The 18695-nt window shown below is 76.1% G+C and carries 16 protein-coding genes and 1 tRNA gene; 12 read left to right on the top strand and 5 right to left on the bottom strand.

Features of this window, described 5'->3' with window-relative positions; all coding sequences use genetic code 11:
* Positions 1 to 163: 163 nt before the first annotated feature.
* The gene (locus tag BMY88_RS14170) at positions 164 to 1492 is read left to right on the top strand and encodes a CynX/NimT family MFS transporter (RefSeq protein ID WP_091944460.1); all 1329 of its coding nucleotides are present in this window, start codon (positions 164 to 166) and stop codon (positions 1490 to 1492) included.
* Here BMY88_RS14170 and dcd read toward each other — a convergent pair.
* On the bottom strand, positions 1458 to 2048 hold the full coding sequence (gene dcd / locus BMY88_RS14165; protein WP_091944457.1) for a dCTP deaminase: 591 nt from the start codon (positions 2046 to 2048) through the stop codon (positions 1458 to 1460). The genes BMY88_RS14170 and dcd overlap by 35 nt on opposite strands.
* 154 nt (positions 2049 to 2202) lie before the next feature.
* Here dcd and BMY88_RS14160 point away from each other — a divergent pair, with 154 nt between their 5' ends.
* The 8 genes from BMY88_RS14160 to BMY88_RS14125 all read left to right on the top strand — a co-directional run bounded on the left by BMY88_RS14160 (position 2203) and on the right by BMY88_RS14125 (position 12672).
* Positions 2203 to 4959: a S8 family serine peptidase gene (locus BMY88_RS14160; protein ID WP_091944454.1), complete on the top strand. Its 2757-nt coding sequence runs from the start codon at positions 2203 to 2205 to the stop codon at positions 4957 to 4959.
* Between the two features lie 160 nt (positions 4960 to 5119).
* On the top strand, positions 5120 to 5698 hold the full coding sequence (locus tag BMY88_RS14155) for a PAS domain-containing protein (RefSeq protein ID WP_091944451.1): 579 nt from the start codon (positions 5120 to 5122) through the stop codon (positions 5696 to 5698).
* 1 nt (position 5699) lies between these two features.
* A complete protein-coding gene (locus BMY88_RS24680; RefSeq protein ID WP_280138721.1) occupies positions 5700 to 6656 on the top strand; it encodes a methyl-accepting chemotaxis protein in 957 nt (318 codons plus the stop codon).
* Between the two features lie 185 nt (positions 6657 to 6841).
* Positions 6842 to 9502, top strand: a complete 2661-nt coding sequence (locus BMY88_RS14145; RefSeq protein WP_244524691.1) for an ATP-binding protein — start codon at positions 6842 to 6844, stop codon at positions 9500 to 9502.
* A 46-nt stretch (positions 9503 to 9548) separates the two neighbouring features.
* Positions 9549 to 9619 (top strand) — tRNA-Gly (locus BMY88_RS14140).
* A 41-nt stretch (positions 9620 to 9660) separates the two neighbouring features.
* Positions 9661 to 10446, top strand: a complete 786-nt coding sequence (locus BMY88_RS14135) for a putative protein N(5)-glutamine methyltransferase (RefSeq protein WP_091944446.1) — start codon at positions 9661 to 9663, stop codon at positions 10444 to 10446.
* A gap of 116 nt (positions 10447 to 10562) precedes the next feature.
* Positions 10563 to 10985, top strand: coding sequence for a universal stress protein (locus BMY88_RS14130; protein ID WP_139220476.1), 423 nt, complete (start codon positions 10563 to 10565; stop codon positions 10983 to 10985).
* A gap of 43 nt (positions 10986 to 11028) precedes the next feature.
* A complete protein-coding gene (locus tag BMY88_RS14125; RefSeq protein WP_170861108.1) occupies positions 11029 to 12672 on the top strand; it encodes a sensor histidine kinase in 1644 nt (547 codons plus the stop codon).
* A gap of 6 nt (positions 12673 to 12678) precedes the next feature.
* On the opposite strand, the gene BMY88_RS14120 is transcribed toward BMY88_RS14125, so the two are convergent.
* The 4 genes from BMY88_RS14120 to BMY88_RS14105 form a co-directional block, all read right to left on the bottom strand.
* Positions 12679 to 13326 (bottom strand): response regulator transcription factor, encoded by a 648-nt coding sequence (locus BMY88_RS14120; RefSeq protein ID WP_091944751.1) that lies wholly within the window; start codon positions 13324 to 13326, stop codon positions 12679 to 12681.
* 90 nt (positions 13327 to 13416) lie between these two features.
* Complete coding sequence (locus BMY88_RS14115) at positions 13417 to 14445, bottom strand: type III polyketide synthase (protein ID WP_091944438.1); 1029 nt, start codon at positions 14443 to 14445, stop codon at positions 13417 to 13419.
* Between the two features lie 40 nt (positions 14446 to 14485).
* Positions 14486 to 15262: a methyltransferase domain-containing protein gene (locus tag BMY88_RS14110; RefSeq protein WP_091944435.1), complete on the bottom strand. Its 777-nt coding sequence runs from the start codon at positions 15260 to 15262 to the stop codon at positions 14486 to 14488.
* Between the two features lie 6 nt (positions 15263 to 15268).
* A complete protein-coding gene (locus BMY88_RS14105; RefSeq protein WP_091944431.1) occupies positions 15269 to 15610 on the bottom strand; it encodes a DUF3140 domain-containing protein in 342 nt (113 codons plus the stop codon).
* A 92-nt stretch (positions 15611 to 15702) separates the two neighbouring features.
* Between BMY88_RS14105 and BMY88_RS14100 the strand changes: the two genes are divergently transcribed.
* The 3 genes from BMY88_RS14100 (at position 15703) to BMY88_RS14090 (ending at position 18669) form a co-directional block, all read left to right on the top strand.
* Positions 15703 to 16263: a DUF6328 family protein gene (locus BMY88_RS14100; RefSeq protein ID WP_091944748.1), complete on the top strand. Its 561-nt coding sequence runs from the start codon at positions 15703 to 15705 to the stop codon at positions 16261 to 16263.
* A gap of 280 nt (positions 16264 to 16543) precedes the next feature.
* Entirely contained in the window at positions 16544 to 17623 is a 1080-nt protein-coding gene (locus BMY88_RS14095; protein WP_091944428.1) for a TauD/TfdA family dioxygenase, read from the top strand.
* A 104-nt stretch (positions 17624 to 17727) separates the two neighbouring features.
* A complete protein-coding gene (locus BMY88_RS14090) occupies positions 17728 to 18669 on the top strand; it encodes a ribokinase (protein WP_091944425.1) in 942 nt (313 codons plus the stop codon).
* The last annotated feature ends 26 nt before the right edge of the window (positions 18670 to 18695 follow it).

The raw sequence follows: 18695 nt of genomic DNA, 5'->3' as shown, positions 1-18695 counted from the left end.
TCATCCCTCGCACGCTCGGGACGAGCCTCTGGACGGGGCCGGGAACGACGACGGCGCGTGTCCCCTCGGGGGCACGCGCCGTCGTGCGTGTGCGGCCGCCACTCGTTAGCGGCGCGAAGGACCCGGTCGGCACCCCCGCGACCGGGCGGAGCACCATGCTCCGGTGAGCAGCACCCCCGACGCACCGCCGGCGCACCGCACCCAGCCCGGGCGCCGGGTCCTGTGGCTGGTGGCGACGGCGATCGTGCTCACGGCGCTCAACCTGCGCACGGCGGTCAACAGCGTGGGCCCGGTGCTCGAGGAGCTGGAGAACGGCCTCGGCATCTCCAGCGGCGCCGCGGGCCTGATCACCACGATGCCGGTGCTCTGCTTCGCCGTCATCGGCTTCGCCGGGCCGCCGCTGGCCGCGCGCTACCGGGACGGCCACGTCCTCGCCGGGGCGCTGCTGGCGATGGCGGCCGGCCTGGTGGTGCGCGCGGTCGCCGGCTCGTTCGCGCTCTTCCTCGTCGGGACCGTGCTGGCCATGGTCGGCGGGGCGCTGGGCAACGTGCTGCTGCCCAGCCTGGTCAAGCGCTACTTCCCGAGCCGCACCGGCCTCCTCGTGGGCGCCTACAGCGCCGCGATGGCGGTCGGCGGCGCGATCGCGTCGGTGAGCGCGGCGCCCCTCGCCGAGGCGACGGGTGCCGACGGGTGGCGCTGGGCCCTGGGCATCTGGGCCGCCCTGGCGATGGTGGCCGTGCTGCCGTGGCTGGCCGTCCCCGCCCGGCCCGGCTCCTCGCGCGAGAGCCACGCGGCCGTCCGCATGCGCTCGCTGGCCCGCAGCCCCATGGCGATCGCGATGGCGCTGTTCTTCGGCCTCCAGGCCATGCAGGCCTACATCGTCGTCGGCTGGAGCGCCCAGTACCTGCGCGACTCGGGTCTCTCGGCCGCCTCGGCGGGGCTCCTGCTGGGACTGAACACCGCGGTGGTGATCCCCATCAACGCCATCGCCCCCGCGCTGACCGTGCGGCCGCACCTGCAGCGGCCGCTGCTCCTCACGTTCATGGGCTGCTACGTCGTCGGCTGGCTGGGGTTGTGGCAGGCACCCGGGACCGCGCCCTGGCTGTGGATGTCGCTGCTGGCCGTCGGCCTGGGGACCTTCGCCATGGCCCTCACGCTCATGGGGTTGCGCGCCCGGACGCCGGAGACGACCGCCGCGCTGTCCACGGTCGCCCAGGGATGGGGATACCTGCTCGCCGGCGTCGGCCCGCTGCTCGTGGGGGTGCTCCGCGGCAGCAGCGGCGGCTACACGGGCATGTTCGTGGTCGCCCTGGTGGGAGTGTCCGGCCTGACCGCCACCGGGTGGCTCGTCACCCGCCAGCGCTACGTGGACGACGACGTGCCCGGCTGGTCACCGGCCGGGCCCCGGGACGACGTCGTGGAGGTGGCCGGCACCGAGCCTCCCGTCGCCGTGCACGTCAGGGAGCCGGGCGGCGGGTCTCCGCGCGGCTGAAGTTGCGGTAGGACCGGGACGGCGTCGGGCCGCGCTGGTCCTGGTAGCGGGAGCCGTAGACCGCCGAGCCGTACGGGTGCTCGGACGCGCTGGTCAGCCGGAACAGGCACAGCTGGCCGATCTTCATGCCCGGCCACAGCGTGATGGGCAGGTTGGCCACGTTCGACAGCTCGAGGGTGATGTGCCCGGAGAACCCGGGGTCGACGAACCCGGCCGTCGAGTGGGTGAGCAGCCCCAGCCGGCCCAGCGAGCTCTTGCCCTCGAGCCGCGCGGCCAGGTCGTCGGGGATCGAGACGACCTCGAGCGTGGAGCCGAGCACGAACTCCCCGGGGTGCAGCACGAAGGGCTCCTCGCCCTCGGGCTCGACCAGCGTGGTCAGGTCGTCCTGCTGCTGCGCCGGGTCGATGTGGGTGTACCGGGCGTTGTTGAAGACGCGGAAGAACCGGTCCAGCCGGACGTCGATGCTCGACGGTTGCACCAGGCCGGCGTCGTAGGGCTCGATGCCCAGGCGTCCCTCGGCGATCGCGGCCGTGATGTCGCGGTCGGACAGCAGCATGGGCGGAGTCTAGGGACGTCGCCCCTCACCCCTTCGGGCCGACGTCCGCCCCGGGCCCTCAAGAGCCGCCCGCCCGGCGCCGATCCGCTCTGGCTGGTCCGTCTCCGGGCCGGCCGTCGCCGGGGAGCACCCGGCCCCGGGGGGAGATCCACTCGTGCCACAGCTGACCAGGCGGGCCCAGGCCCTCGTCCTCGTGACGGCGGCGGTCGTCGGCTACGCGGGTGCTGCCGCGTACACCGCCCTCGCCGCCCCGGGGCTGCCGGAGGTCGCGGTCGCCACCGACTTCGGTCCCGGCGACGGGCTGACCCGGTACGTCGTCACCGCCACGGCCGGGGACACCGCTCCCCTGCTGGGCGCCCTGCAGGGGGTCCCGGGCGTCGCGAACGCCCAGCGGCTCACCGATGGCAGCGCCGTGGTCGCCACCACCGACGTCCTCCCCGACGCGCTGCGCGCGGTCGCCGGGGTCGCCGACGTCGCGCCCTCGCCGGCGGTCCCCGTGCTGGGCACCGTGACCGACCCGTACTGGTCGGCCTACGGCTGGAACCTGGAGAACTCCGGCCGCAACGCCTACCAGCAGCGCGCCGTGGCCGACGCCGACGCCGACGCCTCCGCGGGCTGGGACACCTCCACGGGCGGCGGGGTCGTCGTCGCCGTCGTCGACACCGGGTACGACTCCGACCACCCGGACCTCGCCGGGGCGCTGTGGACCAACCCGGCCCAGCCCTGCGGTTCCGTCGACACCGACGGCGACGGCCGGGCCGGCGACTGCCACGGCTGGAACTTCACGACCAACTCGCCGGACGTCGACAACGGCGCCAACGGCACGCACGGCGCCAGCGTGGCCGGAGCCGTGGGCGCCCGCGCCGGCAACGGCCTCGGGACGGCGGGCATCGCGCCCGGCGTGACGATCATGCCGCTGGTGATCGGCAGCGGCAGCGGCGTCGACGTGATGCTCGGCGCCGAGGCCATCCGGTACGCCGCGGACCACGGCGCCGACGTCGTCAACGCCTCCTGGGGCGGCCCGATCAGCGGCTACCCGCTGACGGCGCTGCGCTCGGCGGTGGCGTACGCGGCCACCAAGGGCACGCTGGTCGTGGCCGCGGCCGGGAACGACGCCACGAACCGCGACGCCGTGCCGATGTACCCCGCGAGCCTCACCGAGGACACGGTGGTGACCGTCGGCGCCACCACGGCCGCGGACACGCTCAGCGACTTCTCCGCGTTCGGCGCCACCTCGGTGGACGTCTTCGCGCCCGGCACGCTGGTGTTCAGCACCTGGAACGACGGCGGCTACCGGCTGACCAGCGGCACGTCGATCGCCGCGCCGCAGGTCGCCGGCGCCCTCGCCCTGTACCGCGCGGCGATGCCGGGGGCCACCCCGCAGCAGGTCCGCCAGGCCCTGCTGGACGACGCCCAGCGCGTGCCGGCGCTCGCCGGCCGCGCGGTCACCGGCGGTCGGCTCACCCTCGAGGGGCTGGCCGCAGCCGGCACGGGCGTGGTGCGCTACGCCTTCGCGTCGCTCAGCGCGCCGTCCGCCGGGGCGGTGTCGCCCACCGTCTCGGTCACGGGGACGACCGCGCCGGGCAGCTTCACCGTCACCCTCGGCCTGGGCATGGCCCACGACGGCCAGATCTGGGCCGTTGCCGACGAACCCGTCACGCTGAACGGCGCGACGCTGACCACCGACGACGCCGGCGAGGTCACGTTCACGCTCGGCAGCCGTGCGGGCATCGACGGGCTGGTCCTCGCCCCCGGCCTGGACCTCGGGGAGGGCCGGTACGTCCTCACCGTGCAGCTGCGCCGGGACGGCGACACCCTGGGCCGCACCACCGCGGCGCCGGTCCTCGTCGGCCAGGCGGCCACCCAGCCGCCGGCCGGGCCGGGCAGCGGCGGCACCGCTCCCGACGGCGGCAGCACCCCCGGCACGGGCGGCGGGACCACCCCCGGCGGCGGTACCTCACCCGGTGGCGGCGCCACCCCCGGCGGCGGGACCACCCCGGGCGGCGGGACCACCCCGGGCGGCGGGACAACTCCCGACACCGGCGGCGGGACCACGCCCGGTGACGACACCTCCCCCGGCGGCGGCACCACGCCCGGCGACGGCTCCCCCGACACCGGCGGCGGCACCACCCCTGGAGACGGCAGCACTCCCGACGGCGGCGGCTCCCCCGACACCGGCGGCGGCTCCCCCGACACCGGCGGCGGGACCACGCCCGGCGGGGACACCACGCCCGGCGACGGCACGCCCGGCACCGGCGGCGGCACCACCCCTGGAGACGGCAGCACTCCCGACGGCGGCAGCACCCCCGGCACGGGCGGCGGGACCTCCCCCGGCGGGACGACCCCGGGCGGCGGGACCACCCCCGGCGGCGGCGTGATCACCTATCCGGAGGAGGGCGTCTTCCGGGTCACCTCGATCAGCCCCACGCGGGTGGGCGAGGCCGGAGGGACCACCGTGACGGTCACCGGGCTCGCGCTGCCCGTGGGTGCGCGGGTGCGCGTCGGCGACACCGCGGCGGCGACCGTCGTGAGTTCCTCGGCCACCCGCCTGGTGTTCCGGACCCCCGCCCGGGTCGCCGGCAGCTACGACGTCCACCTGTTCGCACCCGCGGGCGGCACCACCCAGGTGCTGTCCGGTGCGCTGCAGTACGTGGCCGCCGGGAGCGAGGGCACCGGTGGGGCGCCCGCGCCCGGCGTCACGCCCGCGCCCGGTGCCCCGGCGCCCGGCACGCCCGCGCCCGGTGCCCCGGCGCCCGGCGGCACGCCTCCGGGCGGCTCGGCCGGCTCCGGCGCCGCGGAGGCCACCGGCCCCTCCGGCGAGCGGCTGGTCCGCTCGGCCCGGTTCGCCCGCCTGGGCGTGTCGTTCTGGACGATGGACTGCTCGTCGTCCTGCCCCGGCACGGTGCTCTGACCCGCCGGGACGTCCCCGGCAGGCACCCGCAGCGCCCTCCCGTCGCACCGGGAGGGCGCTGCGGCGTCCCGGGTCGTCCGGCTCCCGGGGGTCGCGGCGGGCCTCCGGGCTGCCGATAGCGGAACAGACCGATCCGCCGCGCCCTGGAGTGCCCGTACCCGTGCCCGTTTCCCCAGCACCCCCGCGCGCGGCCCGGACCGCGCACCCCGTCGTCCGGCCCACCGGCGAGGAGCGCACGTTCGCCGCCGACGAGCTCATCGTCTCCAAGACCGATCGCCGCGGCGTGATCACCTACGCCAACGACGTGTTCCTCCGCGTCTCGGCCTACGCACGCGACGAGGTCGTCGGGCAGCCGCACAACCTCATCCGCCACCCGGAGATGCCGCGGGCGGTCTTCGCGCTGCTGTGGGAGACCCTGGCCGCGGGCCGCGAGCTCTTCGCCTACATCGACAACCTGGCCGCGGACGGCGCCTCCTACTGGGTGCTCGCGCACGTCACGCCCTCCTACGGCCCGGACGGCGCCGTCGTCGGCTACCACTCCAGCCGGCGCCGGCCCGCCCCGCGCGCGGTGGAGCGCCTGCGGCCGCTGTACCGGCAGCTGCTGGCCGAGGAGCGGCGCCATCCGAACGCCCGCGCCGCCGTGGACGCCTCGTCGGCCCTGCTCACCGAGCTGGTCGCGGCGCAGGCGGGCTCCTACGACGAGTTCATCTGGTCGGTCATCGACGCCGAGGAGCGCTGACGTGGGCATCCGCAGGGACGGACGGCGCAGCGACGCCGAGGAGCTGGCCGTCTACCGGGCCTTCGTGACCCGGATGACGGCGGTCTGCTCCGCGGCGGCGCACGGGGACCTCGAGGCCCGGGCGAGCTCGGTGCCGGGCTCGGACGAGGTGCCCGAGCTCGTGGCGCTGCAGGACGAGCTCAATCGCGCGCTCGACGTCAGCGACGCCTTCGTGCGGGAGTCGCGGGCGGCGCTCACGGCCGCCGCCGAGGGCCGCTACCACCGCAAGGTGCTGCTCACGGGGCTGGCCGGGGCGTACCGGCAGTCGGCCACGGACATCAACGCCGCCCGCGACGCCATGCGGAACACCGGCGGCCGGGTCGCGGAGGCCCAGGCGGCACGGCTGCGCCTGGCCGACGGCTTCGAGTCGGTCGTCCTCGCGATGTCGGAGCAGGTGGCCGCGGCGGCCACCGAGCTGAGCGCGACCGCGTCGGGGCTCACCTCGGCAGGGACCGCGGCGACCACGGAGGTCGAGCACGCGCGGGACACCATCTCCTCACTCACCCGCTCCTCGGCCGAGATCGTCGAGATCATCGCGCTGATCGACGCGATCGCCGCGCAGACCCGGTTGCTGGCGCTCAACGCCACGATCGAGGCCGCCCGGGCCGGCGAGGCCGGGAAGGGCTTCGCCGTCGTCGCCTCCGAGGTCAAGGAGCTGGCCGACCAGACCGGCCGGGCGACCGAGCGGGTCGCCGCGCAGGTGGAGCAGATCAGCCGGGCGTGCGAGGACGTCGCCTCGGTCATGAGCGGCGTCGGCACCACGGTGGGCGAGATGAACGGGCTCGGCGGCGGGATCGCCGAGGCCGTCGACGGGACCCTGTCCGCCGGCCTGGCCGGCGCGGAGGGTGCGGGCCTCTCGCGGATGGCCGAGCAGCTGCGCGCGGAGGCCATCTCCTTCCTCGAGGAGATGCGGCGGTAGGGCCCGGCATCCCCGGGCCCCCGAGGGCGGGAGCCGGGCGGGGCTCCGGGCCTCCCCGGACCCCCAGGAACCGCATGTACCGTGCTGGGATCACGGGGCGGCCCACCCCTGGGCCCATCACCGATCGGCGCGTGTCCCGTTCCGCGCCCGTCATCGATGGTCCGTCGGGAGCGTGGGAGGAATGCGTGGGCGTTGAGGGGCCGTCGGTCTCCGCGGGGACCGACCTCTTCTCCGGGAACAGCTCGACCGGCCGGCTGATGGCCGCCCTGGACTGGTCCCACACCCCCATCGGGCCGGTGGCCGGCTGGCCGGCCAGCCTGCGCTTCGCCGTCCGCACGGTGCTGGCCTCGCGCTTCCCGATGATCCTGACCTGGGGTGCGGAGTACACCCAGATCTACAACGACGCCTACGCCGAGCTCATCGGGGCCAAGCACCCCGGGGCCATCGGCGACGACCTGCGGGTCACCCTCGCCGAGGGCTGGTCGGCCCTGCAGGGGCCGGTCGAGCACGCCATCGCCACTCGCGAGCCGAGCTGGATCCCGCAACTGCTGCTCCCCCTCGAGCGGGCCGGCTACCGGGAGGAGGCGTACTTCACCGTCTCGCACGCCCCCGCGTTCGGCGACGACGGCGAGGTGGCCGGCATGCACGCCGTCTGCACCGAGGTCACCCGCCAGGTGCTCGCCGAGCGGCGGCAGGACCTGCTGCGCCGGGTGGCCGGCGCCCGCGGCCCGCTGGACGACGACGCGGCGGCGGTCCGGGCCATGTGCGCGGCGATCGCGGCGGACCCGGCCGACGTGCCCTTCGCCGCCGCGTGGCTGGCCGGGGCCGACGGCGGCCTCGGCCTGGTGGCCTCCTGCGGGTGCGACGAGCCGGGGCTCCCCGCCCGCGCCGGCTCGGTCGCGGAGCTGGCCGGCCTCCCGGTGCCGCCGCTGGCCGTGCGCGGCGGCCCCCTGGGCGATCCCGTCACCGAGGCCGTCCTGCTGCCGCTGACCGGGGGCGCCGGCGGCGACCTCGTCGGCGCGCTGCTCGTCGGCGTCAACCCCAACCGGGCGCTGGACGCCGAGTACCGGTCCTTCCACGAGCTGCTCGCCGGCCAGGTCGCCGCCGCGGTGGTCGACGCCCGCGCCTACGCCGCCGAGCGCTCGCGCGCCGAGGCACTGGCCGAGCTGGACCGGGCCAAGACGGCCTTCTTCTCCGACGTCAGCCACGAGCTCCGCACCCCGGTGACGCTGCTGCTCGGCCCGATCGCCGACGTCCTCGCCGACAGCGGTGACCGGCTGCCCGAGGACGTGCGCGAGCGGCTCTCGCTCGCCCAGCGCAACGGGCAGCGGCTGCGCCGGCTCGTCGACGACCTGCTGGAGTTCGCCAGCATCGAGGCCGGGCGGAGCACCGCCGTCCGGGTCGCCACCGACGTCGCCGCGCTCACCGCCGAGCTGGCCGGGGTGCTGCGGGCCGCTGCCGAGCGGGCGGGGCTGCGGCTGACGGTGGACTGTCCGCCGCTGCCGCGCACCGCCCACGTCGATCCGCGGATGTGGGAGAAGATCGTCCTCAACCTGGTCGGCAACGCGGTCAAGTACACCTTCGTCGGCGGCATCGCGGTCGCGCTGCGGGGCGAGGACGACCGCTGGACCCTCCGCGTGAGCGACACCGGCGTCGGCATCCCGGCCGACGAGCTGCCGCAGGTGTTCGAGCGCTTCCACCGCGGCGCCGACCGCCGCGCCCGCAGCCGGGAGGGCACCGGCCTGGGCCTGGCGCTGGTCGCGGAACTGGTGGACCTGCACGGCGGCTCGGTGACCGTGACCAGCGAGCCGGGCGCGGGCAGCACCTTCACGGTGGACCTGCCCTACGGCGAGCCCGACGCCGGGTCGCCCGGGACGACGACGCCCTCGGACGCCGCGACGCCCGCCGCGCTCACCCCCTGGGTGGAGGTCCCGGTCGCGTCCGCCGCCCCGGAGCCGCACCCCGCCGGCGACACCCGCACCAGCGTGCTCGTCGTCGACGACAACGCCGACATGCGGGCCTACCTCACCCGCCTGCTCGCCCCGCACCACGCCGTCCGCACGGCCCGCGACGGGCAGGAGGCGCTGGAGGAGATCGGGCGCGGCCACCCCGACCTGGTGCTGACCGACGTGATGATGCCCGTCGTCGACGGGTTCGACCTGCTCCGCGCGCTGCGCGGCGACGAGGCCACCCGCGGCATCCCGGTGGTGATGCTGACCGCCCGTGCGGGGCAGGAGGCCGCGGTGGAGGGGCTGGAGGCCGGTGCCGACGACTACCTGCCCAAGCCGTTCGAGTCCGCGGAGCTCCTCGCCCGGGTGCGCGCGGTGCTCGACCGGACGGCCGGCGGCGGAGCAGGCACCCGGCACGAGCCGGCCGGCAGCCCGCCGCCGCCCGTCGACACGGTGCCCGTCCCCACGACCGCACCGCGGCCCCGGGACCCGCTGACCCCGCGGGCGACGTCGCCGGCCGCGGCCGCCCACTCCCAGCGGTGGCGCCTGCCGTCGACCGGCGCGTCGATCCCGGCGCTGCGGCGCCGGCTGCGGGCGCTGTTCGCCGACGCCGGTCTGGACGAGGACCTGGCCTACGACCTGCTGCTGGCCGCGTGCGAGGCCGCGACGAACGCCGTCGAGCACGCTCAGGAGCCCAGCGAGCCGTTCGTCGACGTGACCGTCGAGGTCGGCCCGGACGAGGTCGTCGTGGCCGTGCGCGATCACGGGCACTGGCGCGAGCGCGTGCCGAGCATGGACCGCGGCCGCGGGTCGATGCTCATGAGCGCCTTCGCCGCCGTGACGGCGACGCCCAGCGCGGAGGGGACGACGGTGGTGATCCGGGCCCCGCGGGCCTGATCGGCGCCGCGGCTTGCTAGTCTGTCTGCCGTGGCTCGTGCCGCACGCGGGTGTAGTTCAATGGTAGAACATCAGCTTCCCAAGCTGACAGTGCGAGTTCGATTCTCGTCACCCGCTCTCCGCTCCTGACCAGCACGAACGGCGGGCAAGTTCCCCGAATGACCGCGCCGGATCCTGCCGCGATCACCGCCGCCCTCCGCGCCGCCGGGTGCGTGTTCGCCGAGGACGAGGCGGCCGTCCTGCTCGAGTCCGCGGGCTCCACTGTGGCGCTGGCCGCGCTCGTCGCCCGTCGCGTCGCCGGCGAGCCGCTGGAGCAGGTGGTGGGCTGGGCGCAGTTCGGCGCCGTGCGCGTTCCGGTCGAGCCGGGGGTGTTCGTCCCGCGGCAGCGCACCCGGTTGCTGGTCGACCTCGCCGTCGCCGCCGTCCCCACCGCGCGCACCGTCGTGGACCTGTGCTGCGGCAGCGGGGCGCTGGGGGCCGCCGTCGCGACCGCCCTGCCCGGCCCCCTGGACCTGCACGCCGCCGACCTGGATCCGGCCGCCGTCCGGTGCGCCGGCCGCACGCTCGCGCCGTTCGGCGGGCAGGTCCACCGCGGCGATCTGTACGCCGCACTCCCCCGGCGGCTGCGCGGAAGGGTGGACCTGCTCCTGGTCAACGCGCCCTACGTGCCGACGGCGGCCATCGCGCTCATGCCGCCGGAGGCGCGCGTGCACGAGCCCCGGACGGCGCTGGACGGCGGGGCCGACGGGTTGGACCTGCACCGCCTGGTCGCCGCGGGCGCGCCGGACTGGCTGGCGCCGGGCGGGGTGCTGGTGCTGGAGACCAGCGACGCACAGGCCGCGGGGACCGTCGCGGCGCTGCGCTCGGCCGGCCTGGTCGCCACCGTGCACCGGTCCGAGGACCTCGACGCGACCGCCGTCGTCGGCTCCGCGACGGCGGCGTAACGAGGCGTCACGACACGCCCTATCGAGTTCCGGAACATCGTCGCCTTGAGGAACCCGCAGGTCAGCGGGGCCCTAGGTCCCTGTACCCACGGTCGCGGCGCGGTGACGATGTGACCATGACGGACGTCGAACCGATCCGGCTCGCACACCTTCGGCCACGACGCCAGCCGCCGGCGCTCCTCGTGGACGTCGACGGTTCCCCCTCCGCCTACCGCTCCCTCGTCTGGGCCCTGCACGAAGCCGCGCGGCGCGAGGCGACCGTCGTCGCCGCGTGCGTGCTGGACGACCGTGACGGCCTTCCGTCGGCAGCGGCCACGGCGGCGGCCCGCGCCCGCGTCGACGCCCAGGTGCTGCGGGCGATCGGCGAGACCGGCGTGCACGGGCGGGTCCGGACCGCGGCGCTCGAGCGCCCGGTGTTCGACGCCCTGTCCGGCGCCGCGCGCGGTGGCGACCTCGTCCTGGTCACCGGCACGGGCAAGCGCCTGCTGCGCCCCGCGGTGCCGCGCCCGCCGGCGCGGCGCCTGGCCCGCGGCGCCTGACGGCGGCCCCCCTCCCGTGCCGTCGCCCTCTGCCGATCGGGCCGTGTCCCCGCCCGATCCGGGGGAGCACGGCGTCATCACCTCGCTGACCGCCGGGGTGCGCGCCGCCGCGGCGGGGAACCGGCTGGAGGCCACGCTGTACGCGCTGGTCCGGGCGGCCACCGAGCACGCGGGCGCGCGGTACGGAGCCCTGGGGGTCCTCGCGCCCGACGGCGAGCATCTGGACCGGTTCGTCGTCGTGGGCACGACCGAGGAGGAGGCCGCGCGGATCGGCCGGCTGCCCACCGGCCGCGGGATCCTGCGCCTGCTCGTCGACGACCCCGTCCCGCTGCGCCTGGACGACCTCGGCGCGCACGCGGCGTCCGTCGGTCTTCCGCAGGGGCACCCGACGATGCGCTCGTTCCTCGGCGTCCCGGTGCGCGTCGGGGATGCGGTGTTCGGCCACCTCTACCTGACGGAGAAGCGGGACGGGGGTCCGTTCACCGAGGCCGACGAGGAGGCAGTCCTCGCCCTCGCGGCCGCGGCGGGGCTCGCCGTGGAGAACGCCCGGCTGGCCGAGTCGGCGGAGCGGCAGCGCGCGTGGGCCCAGGCCGGCACGGAGCTGATCACCTCGCTGCTGTCGGGCACCGTCCCCGAGCGGATCGTGCACGAGGTCGTGGAGCGGGTCGCGGCGCTCACCTCGGCGGACCTCTGCGGGGTGCTCGTCGCGCGGGGCGACGACCCGGACGCGTTCACCGTGGTGGCGGCCGCCGGGGACGGCGCCGACGCCGAGGGGGTGCGGCTGCCGCTGGCCGGCACCCGGCTGAACCTCGCGCACCGGCTCGGCAGGCCCGTGATCCTCGACGACATCACGGCGATCGCCGAGAGCCAGCCCTACGCGCCGGTCGTGCGCGAACTGGTCGCCGACGGCTTCGGCCCGGGCCTCGTCGTGCCGCTGCCCGGCCGGCCCGCGCCGGCGACGATCGTGGCCCTGCGGAAGGTGGGCCGGCCGCCGTTCTCCCCCGAGATCCTGGAGCTGGCGGCAGCGTTCGCCACGCAGCTCGGGATCGCCTCCGAGCTCGCCCGCAGCCAACGCCGGGAGCGGGAGCTCCGGTTGTCCGCCGAGCGGGACCGCATCGCCCGCGACCTGCACGACCACGTGGTGCAGCGCATCTACGCCACGGGCCTGGCGCTGGACCGGATCAGCCGGTCGCTGGAGCCCGACGCCCCCGGGGCGGCCGCCCGCATCGCCGAGCGGGTGGACGAGCTCGACGAGACCATCGTCCGGATCCGGACGGCGATCTTCGAGCTGCACGAGGCCGGCGCGGGATCGCCGACCGCGGTCCGGGCCCGACTCTCGGAGGTCGTGCGATCGGTGACGGAGGGCCACGGGCTGCGGGTGGACCTCCGGGTGCGGGACAGCTCGACGGAGCTCCCGGCCGACCTGGTGCACGACGTCGTGGCCACCGTGCGGGAGCTGGTGACCAACGTCGTGCGGCACGCCGCGGCCAGCCGGGTCACCGTCGAGGTGCTGTCCGACGGCGAGGTCGCCGTGGTGGTGACCGACGACGGGCGGGGCATGCCCCCGGTCATCGCGCGGAACGGGCTGGGCAACCTGGCCGACCGGGCCGAGCGGCGTGGCGGGCGGATGCAGGTCACCGCCGGCCCCCCGGGCACCTCCGTGCACTGGTCGGTCCCCCGCCCGTAGCCGGCGTCAGTGCTCGCGCAGCTCCGTGGCGAGGATCGCCGCCTGCGTCCGCCGCTCGAGGTTGAGCTTGGCGAGCAGGTGGCTGGTGTAGTTCTTGACCGTCTTCTCGGCCAGGCCCATGCGCTCGCCGATCTGGCGGTTCGTCAGCCCCTCCCCGATCAGCCGCAGCACGCTGCGCTCCTGCTCGGTGAGCGTGGCCAGCCGGCGGGCGCGGTCGGAGTCGCGCGGCCGCGGCGGCGCCATGGGCGGCGGCGCGACGCCGTAGTGCGTCCCGCCGGCGGCGACGGTCCGGACGGCGTGGACGAGCGCCGCCCCGCGCACCTGCTTGAGCACGTAGCCCGAGGCGCCGGCGGCGGTCGCCGCGGCCACCGCCTCGGCGTCCGCGTAGCTGGTCAGCACCAGGCAGCGCAGCCCGGGAACGCGCTCGCGCAGCCGCCGGCAGACCTCGGCGCCGTCGCCGTCGGGCAGGCGCATGTCGACGACCGTGACGTCCGGCCGGACGGCGGGCACCCGGGCCAGCGCTTCGGCCACCGAGCCCGCCTCGCCGACGACGGTGATGCCGGGGTCGTCCTCCAGCACCTCCGCGACGCCGCGCCGGACCACCTCGTGGTCGTCGACGAGGAAGACCCGCACGGTCGGCACTCTGCCGGGCACGCCCACCGCCTCTCCATGTGAGGCGCATCACAGATGCGTGTCACGCAGAGTAGTACCGGCAGGTCGGGCGCACACGTCGGCGCGCCCTCCTCATCCAGCGGGCAGCAGCAGCGCCGCGTACAGCGTCAGCCCGGGGCCGAAGGCCATCACGACGACGGGACCGTCCACGTCGGCCAGCTCGTCGAGGACCAGCAGCACGGTCGCCGAGGAGCAGTTGCCGTGCTCGGCCAGCACCCGGCGGGACGCAGCCAGCTGCTCCTCGGCCAGGCCGAGCTCGTCGCGGACCACGTCGAGGATGCGCGGGCCCCCGGGGTGCACCGCCCAGCCGGCGACGTCCCCGATCCGCAGGCCGGCCGCGGCGAGCAGCTCGTCGACCACCTCGCCCACGTGCCGGGAGAGCACGTCCGGCACCCGCGGGGAGAGGCCCATCCGGAAGCCGAGGTCGGTGACGTCCCAGGTCATGAGGTCGGCGGTCGAGCTGTCCGTCCGGGCGACCACGCCCGCCAGCCGGCGGCCCGTGCCGGCGCCGGGCTGCACGACGACCGCCGCGGCGGCGTCGGAGAACAGCGCGTGGGCGACCACCTGCTGGAGGTCCCGCTGCGCCGGCTGCACGTGCAGGCTGGTCAGCTCGCAGCACAGCAGCACGGCCGGCCGCCCCCGCGCGGTCACGAAGTCGCCGACCGCGGCGAGCCCCGGCAGTGCCGCGTAGCAGCCCATGTGCCCGATCAGCAGCCGCTGCAGCCCCGGCGGCATCCCGAGGTCGGCGGCCAGCCGGATGTCCAGCCCCGGCGTGGCGTACCCGGTGCACGTGGCGACGGCGAACAGGCCGACGTCCCCGGGAGCCAGCCCGGCGCTGTCCAGCGCGCCGGCGACCGCCTGCTTGCCCAGCGGCGGGGCCTCCTGCACGTACCGCTCCATCCGCGCCCCGGTGCTCCAGCCGCTGAGGTCCTCGTCCAGGGGGTTCGCGACCGCGTGCCGGGTGCGCACCCCGGCGCCGGCGAAGATGCGCCCGGCGGCCCGGACGCCCTCGTAGTGCCGGGCGAAGAACCCGTCCCAGGCGGCCTGCTGATCCAGCGACGCGGGGAGCGCGGACCCCGAGCCGGTGACGACCGCGGTCACCGCCGCGTTCCCGGGACGTCCGTGCTGCTCAGCGGGTCGCTCATCTCTCGACGGTAAGCGCGGACGACGATCCGTGCCGCCTCACCGGGTCGTGCGCATCCGGCCCGGGTGGGCGCTTCACCCCGTAGCCGGCGAAGAGCACCGACGTCAGCGGGATCCGCCGCATCCGCACGCCGTCCCGCCGCCCCCTCCGCCACGCCACCAGGTCGCGCACCGACGGGCGCAGCCCGACCAGCCGCAGGTCCAGGCCGAGCCGGTCCGCGGCCGCCAGCAGCCGGCGCCGGTCGACGAACAGCGCCGGATCGTGGATGCCGGGTGGCGGCCCCCCGGGGATCCGCTCGAACAGGTCGACGGCGACCCAGCCGGCCAGCCGGGTGTCGGCGATCGCGTCGATCACCAGCGTGCCTCCGGGGCGCAGCAGGCGGGCGCACTCGGCGAGGACCGCGACGTCGTCCTCGACGTGCTCGAGCACCTCCCCGGCGACCACCACGTCCGTGCACGCGTCGGCGAGCGGCACCGCCAGCACCGAGGCGCGCACCGGGAGCACCCCGTGCTCCCGCGCGGTCCGCAGGCCGGCGAGGTTGAGGTCGACCCCCACGTGCCGGTATCCGAGCCGCGCCGCGTGCGGGGCCATGAGCCCACCCCCGCAGGCCAGGTCGACGAGCACCGCGCCCGGCTCGACCGCCGGTGGGATGCGCTCGGCACGGGCGGCGGCCAGCCAGTGCAGCATGGCGAACCCGCCGGCCGGCTCCCACCACTGGTCGGCGAGCTCGTCGTACTGCGCCAGGTCGTTGCGCCGGGGATCGTCTCGCCGCATCGGGGCCTACCTCTTCTTCAGCGGGTCGTGACCCCAGTTCATCAGCGAGTACCGCCACCTCGAGGACTCCACGTCCTCCTTCGTGGGTTCCTGCGCGAGATGTCGCTGCACGTAGCCGTGCACCTTCCGCATGTGCGCGAGGTCGTCGTCGGTCAGGTCGGCCTTCGACGTGCGCAGCAGTTCCACGATCCGGCGGCCCGACTCGTGCCCGGTGGACTCCCCCGAGCCGCCCCCCTTCTGCCCGACCGACCGCGACTCGTCGCTCCGCAGCCACCGCTCCAGTTCCCCGGCGGTCATGTTCACCGCCTCGCCGAACTCGCGGCGGATGGTGTCCCTGTCCTCGGTCATGCGTCCTCCCGGGTCGTCGTCGCAGCGCCCCCTACCCGGGGCGCCGGGGCCGGGAACGGCGGGGTCGGCCCGGATCCGGCAGGGTGGACGGGATGGAGGACCCGCCGCCCGGCCGTTTCGACGGGTCGGCGGCGCGCCGCAGCGCCGACGCCCGCGGTGAGACGCTCGACCAGCTCCTGGACCGCAACCTGGCCGAGCTCCTGCAGGAGCTGCGGGTGGCGATCACCGGCGTCCAGGTGCTGTTCGCCTTCCTCCTCGGGCTGGCGTTCACCCAGCGCTTCGCGGAGATCGACGGTTTCGGCGTGACCGTCTACACGGTGACGCTGATGGCCACGGCGCTGGCGACCGTGCTGCTCATCGCCCCGGTCTCCTTCCACCGGCTGGTGTTCCGGCGGCGGCAGAAGGGAGCGCTGATCCACGTCGCCGACGTGATGCTCCGGGCGGGCCTGGCGATGCTGGTGGTCGCGATCAGCTGCGGCACGCTGCTCGTCCTCGACGTCGTCCTCGGCCGAGGTGCTGCCTTCGCCGGTGGCGGGCTGGTGCTGCTGACCGGGGCGGTCACCTGGTACGCGCTGCCGCTGTGGGCCCGCCGTCCCCACCCTCCAGGCGCGCCCGCGGCCCTGGTCGACGACGGCGACGAGCTCGTCTTGTGATCTCGCATTGCGGGACGTCGTCTCTCTTGACGCTCCGTGCGGGCGTGCCCTAGCGTCGTCGGCACCGCTCGCGCAGCAGATCCAGGGAGGCAGACCGTGACCGCAGCCGGCCCGCCCGCCCCGTCCCTGCGTCCGAGCATGCGCCCCGGCACCGCCGCCGGGGCCGTCCAGGTCCCCTTCTGACCTCCCGCCTCCGAGCCCGCCGACGTCCCCACGTCCGCGGGCCCGTGCCGCATCCCGCGCCCGCCGCCCGCACGTCCGTCCCGTGGAGGAACCCCCCATGACCAGCACTGTCTCGCTCTCCCCGGTCGAGGGACCCGCCGCCTGGCGCGGCGACGTCCTCTCCCAGGGCACCGAGTGGATCTACGAGCTCTCCGACGCCGAGCGCACCGAGCTCGAGGAGGTGGGGCGTCGGTTCGTCGCCGACGACCCCGACCTGCGCGCGGTGACCGCCGAGCAGTACCCCGTCCCGGCCAACGCCGCCCACCTGGAGGAGGTCGGCCGGCAGCTGGACAGCGGCCGCGGCTTCATCCTGGTCCGGGGCCTGCGCACCGAGGAGTACGGCGACGTCCTGGCCAGCGCGATCTTCTTCGTCCTGGGCCTGCACCTGGGCGTGCCGATGAAGCAGAACGAGGTCGGCGACCTGCTCGACCACGTCATCGCCACCTCGAACCTCACGATGGCCGACGGCGCGCTGCCCTCCCGCGTGCGCGACCGGCTGCCGTTCCACTCCGACAGCTCCGACGTCGTCGCCCTCATGTGCCTGCGCGCCGCGCGGTCCGGGGGCTCGAGCAGCCTGGTCAGCGGCGCGACGATCTACAACGAGGTCCTGCGGCGCCGCCCCGACCTCGCGCCGCTGCTGTTCGACACCTGGCACTGGGACTGGAAGGCGCAGGACAAGGACGCCCCGGCCGACTGGTACACCTCCCCCATCTGCAGCTGGGTGGACGGCGTCTTCTCCAGCTACGCCGGCAGCTCGATGATCGAGTCCGCGCAGCGCTTCCCCGACGTGCCGCGGCTGACCGAGGCGCAGCGGGAGGTGCTCGCCCTCTACGACGAGGTGTCGCAGTCGGAGGGGCTGCCCATCGACATGGACTTCCAGCCCGGCGACGTCCAGTGGCTGCTGAACTACGCCGCGCTGCACTCGCGGACCTCCTACGAGGACTTCCCCGAGGTGGAGCGCCGCCGTCACCTGCTGCGGCTGTGGCTCCGGCGCGACGTGGGCCGGCCGCTGGTCGAGGGCTTCGGCAAGAACTCCGTCGTCCAGGGCCGTGACGGCAACCGCAGCGGCAGCGAGGACGTGGAGCGCATCTCCCACATCGCGAACGCCGCCGCCCCGGACCTGACCTGGGGGCTGTGAGAAGGGACCGTCCTTCCCCCCGCGCCTCGCCCGCTCGGCGCGGGCCCCTGGAGGATGGCCCTGACCGAGGTCCCCAGTCCGTCCGAGCCCAGGAGGCCAGCTCCGTGTCCGTCACCGTCGTCGGCAGCCTCAACGAGGACGTGCTCATCACCGTCGACCGCCTCCCCGGCCGCGGGGAGACCGTCATCGGCTCCACGTCGGCCACCGCGCCCGGCGGCAAGGGCGCCAACCAGGCCGCCGCCGCCGGCCGGCTCGGCCCGGGCGTGCACATGATCGGCCGGGTGGGCGACGACCCCGCCGGCGCGCGCATGCAGGCGGCGCTCGCCGAGTGCCGGGTCAACGTGAGCCGCGTGCACCGCACGGCGGGGGTGCCCACCGGCTCCGCGACCATCCCGGTGGAGAGCGGCAGCGGGGAGAACCTGATCGTCGTCGTCCCGGGCGCCAACGCGGCGCTCACCCCCGAGGACGTCGACGTCGCGCCCGTGCACCGCGCCGACGTCCTGCTGCTCCAGCTCGAGGTGCCGATGGCGACCGTGACCGCTGCCGCGGGGGTCGCCGGCGGCATCGTGGTGCTCAACCCCGCCCCGCCGGCGCCGCTGCCCGCGGAGCTGCTGGAGCGGATCGACGTCCTCGTGCCCAACGAGCACGAGCTCGCCGCGCTTGCCGGCGTCCCGGACACCGAGCGGTCGCCGGCCGAGACCGCCGATCTGGCCCGCGGCCTCGCCGGCAGGCGGACCGCTGTCGTGGTGACCCTCGGCGCGCGCGGCGCCGTCGTCGTCCCCTCCGACGGCGGGCCGGCGCTGCTCCAGCCCCCGCCGCCCACGACCCCCGTGGACACCACCGGCGCCGGTGACTGCTTCTGCGGGGCGCTGTGCCAGGCGCTCTCCCGCGGGCAGTCGCTGCCGGACGCGGTCCGCTACGCGGTGACCGCCGCCGCCCTGTCGACGACCGGCGCCGGCGCCCGTGGCGCGCTGCCGGCCAACCGCGACGTGCAGGCGGCGCTGGGCACGACGCCGGCGGCCCGGCCCCTCACGGCCGAGGCATAGGAAGCTCTCCCCCTGTTCCGGCGCCC

The organism is Trujillonella endophytica, assembly GCF_900110555.1.
Taxonomy (GTDB): Bacteria; Actinomycetota; Actinomycetes; order Mycobacteriales; family Geodermatophilaceae; genus Trujillonella; species Trujillonella endophytica.
The sequence above is the reverse complement of the archived record's forward strand: the minus strand, read 5'-3'. Positions and strand labels throughout refer to the sequence as shown.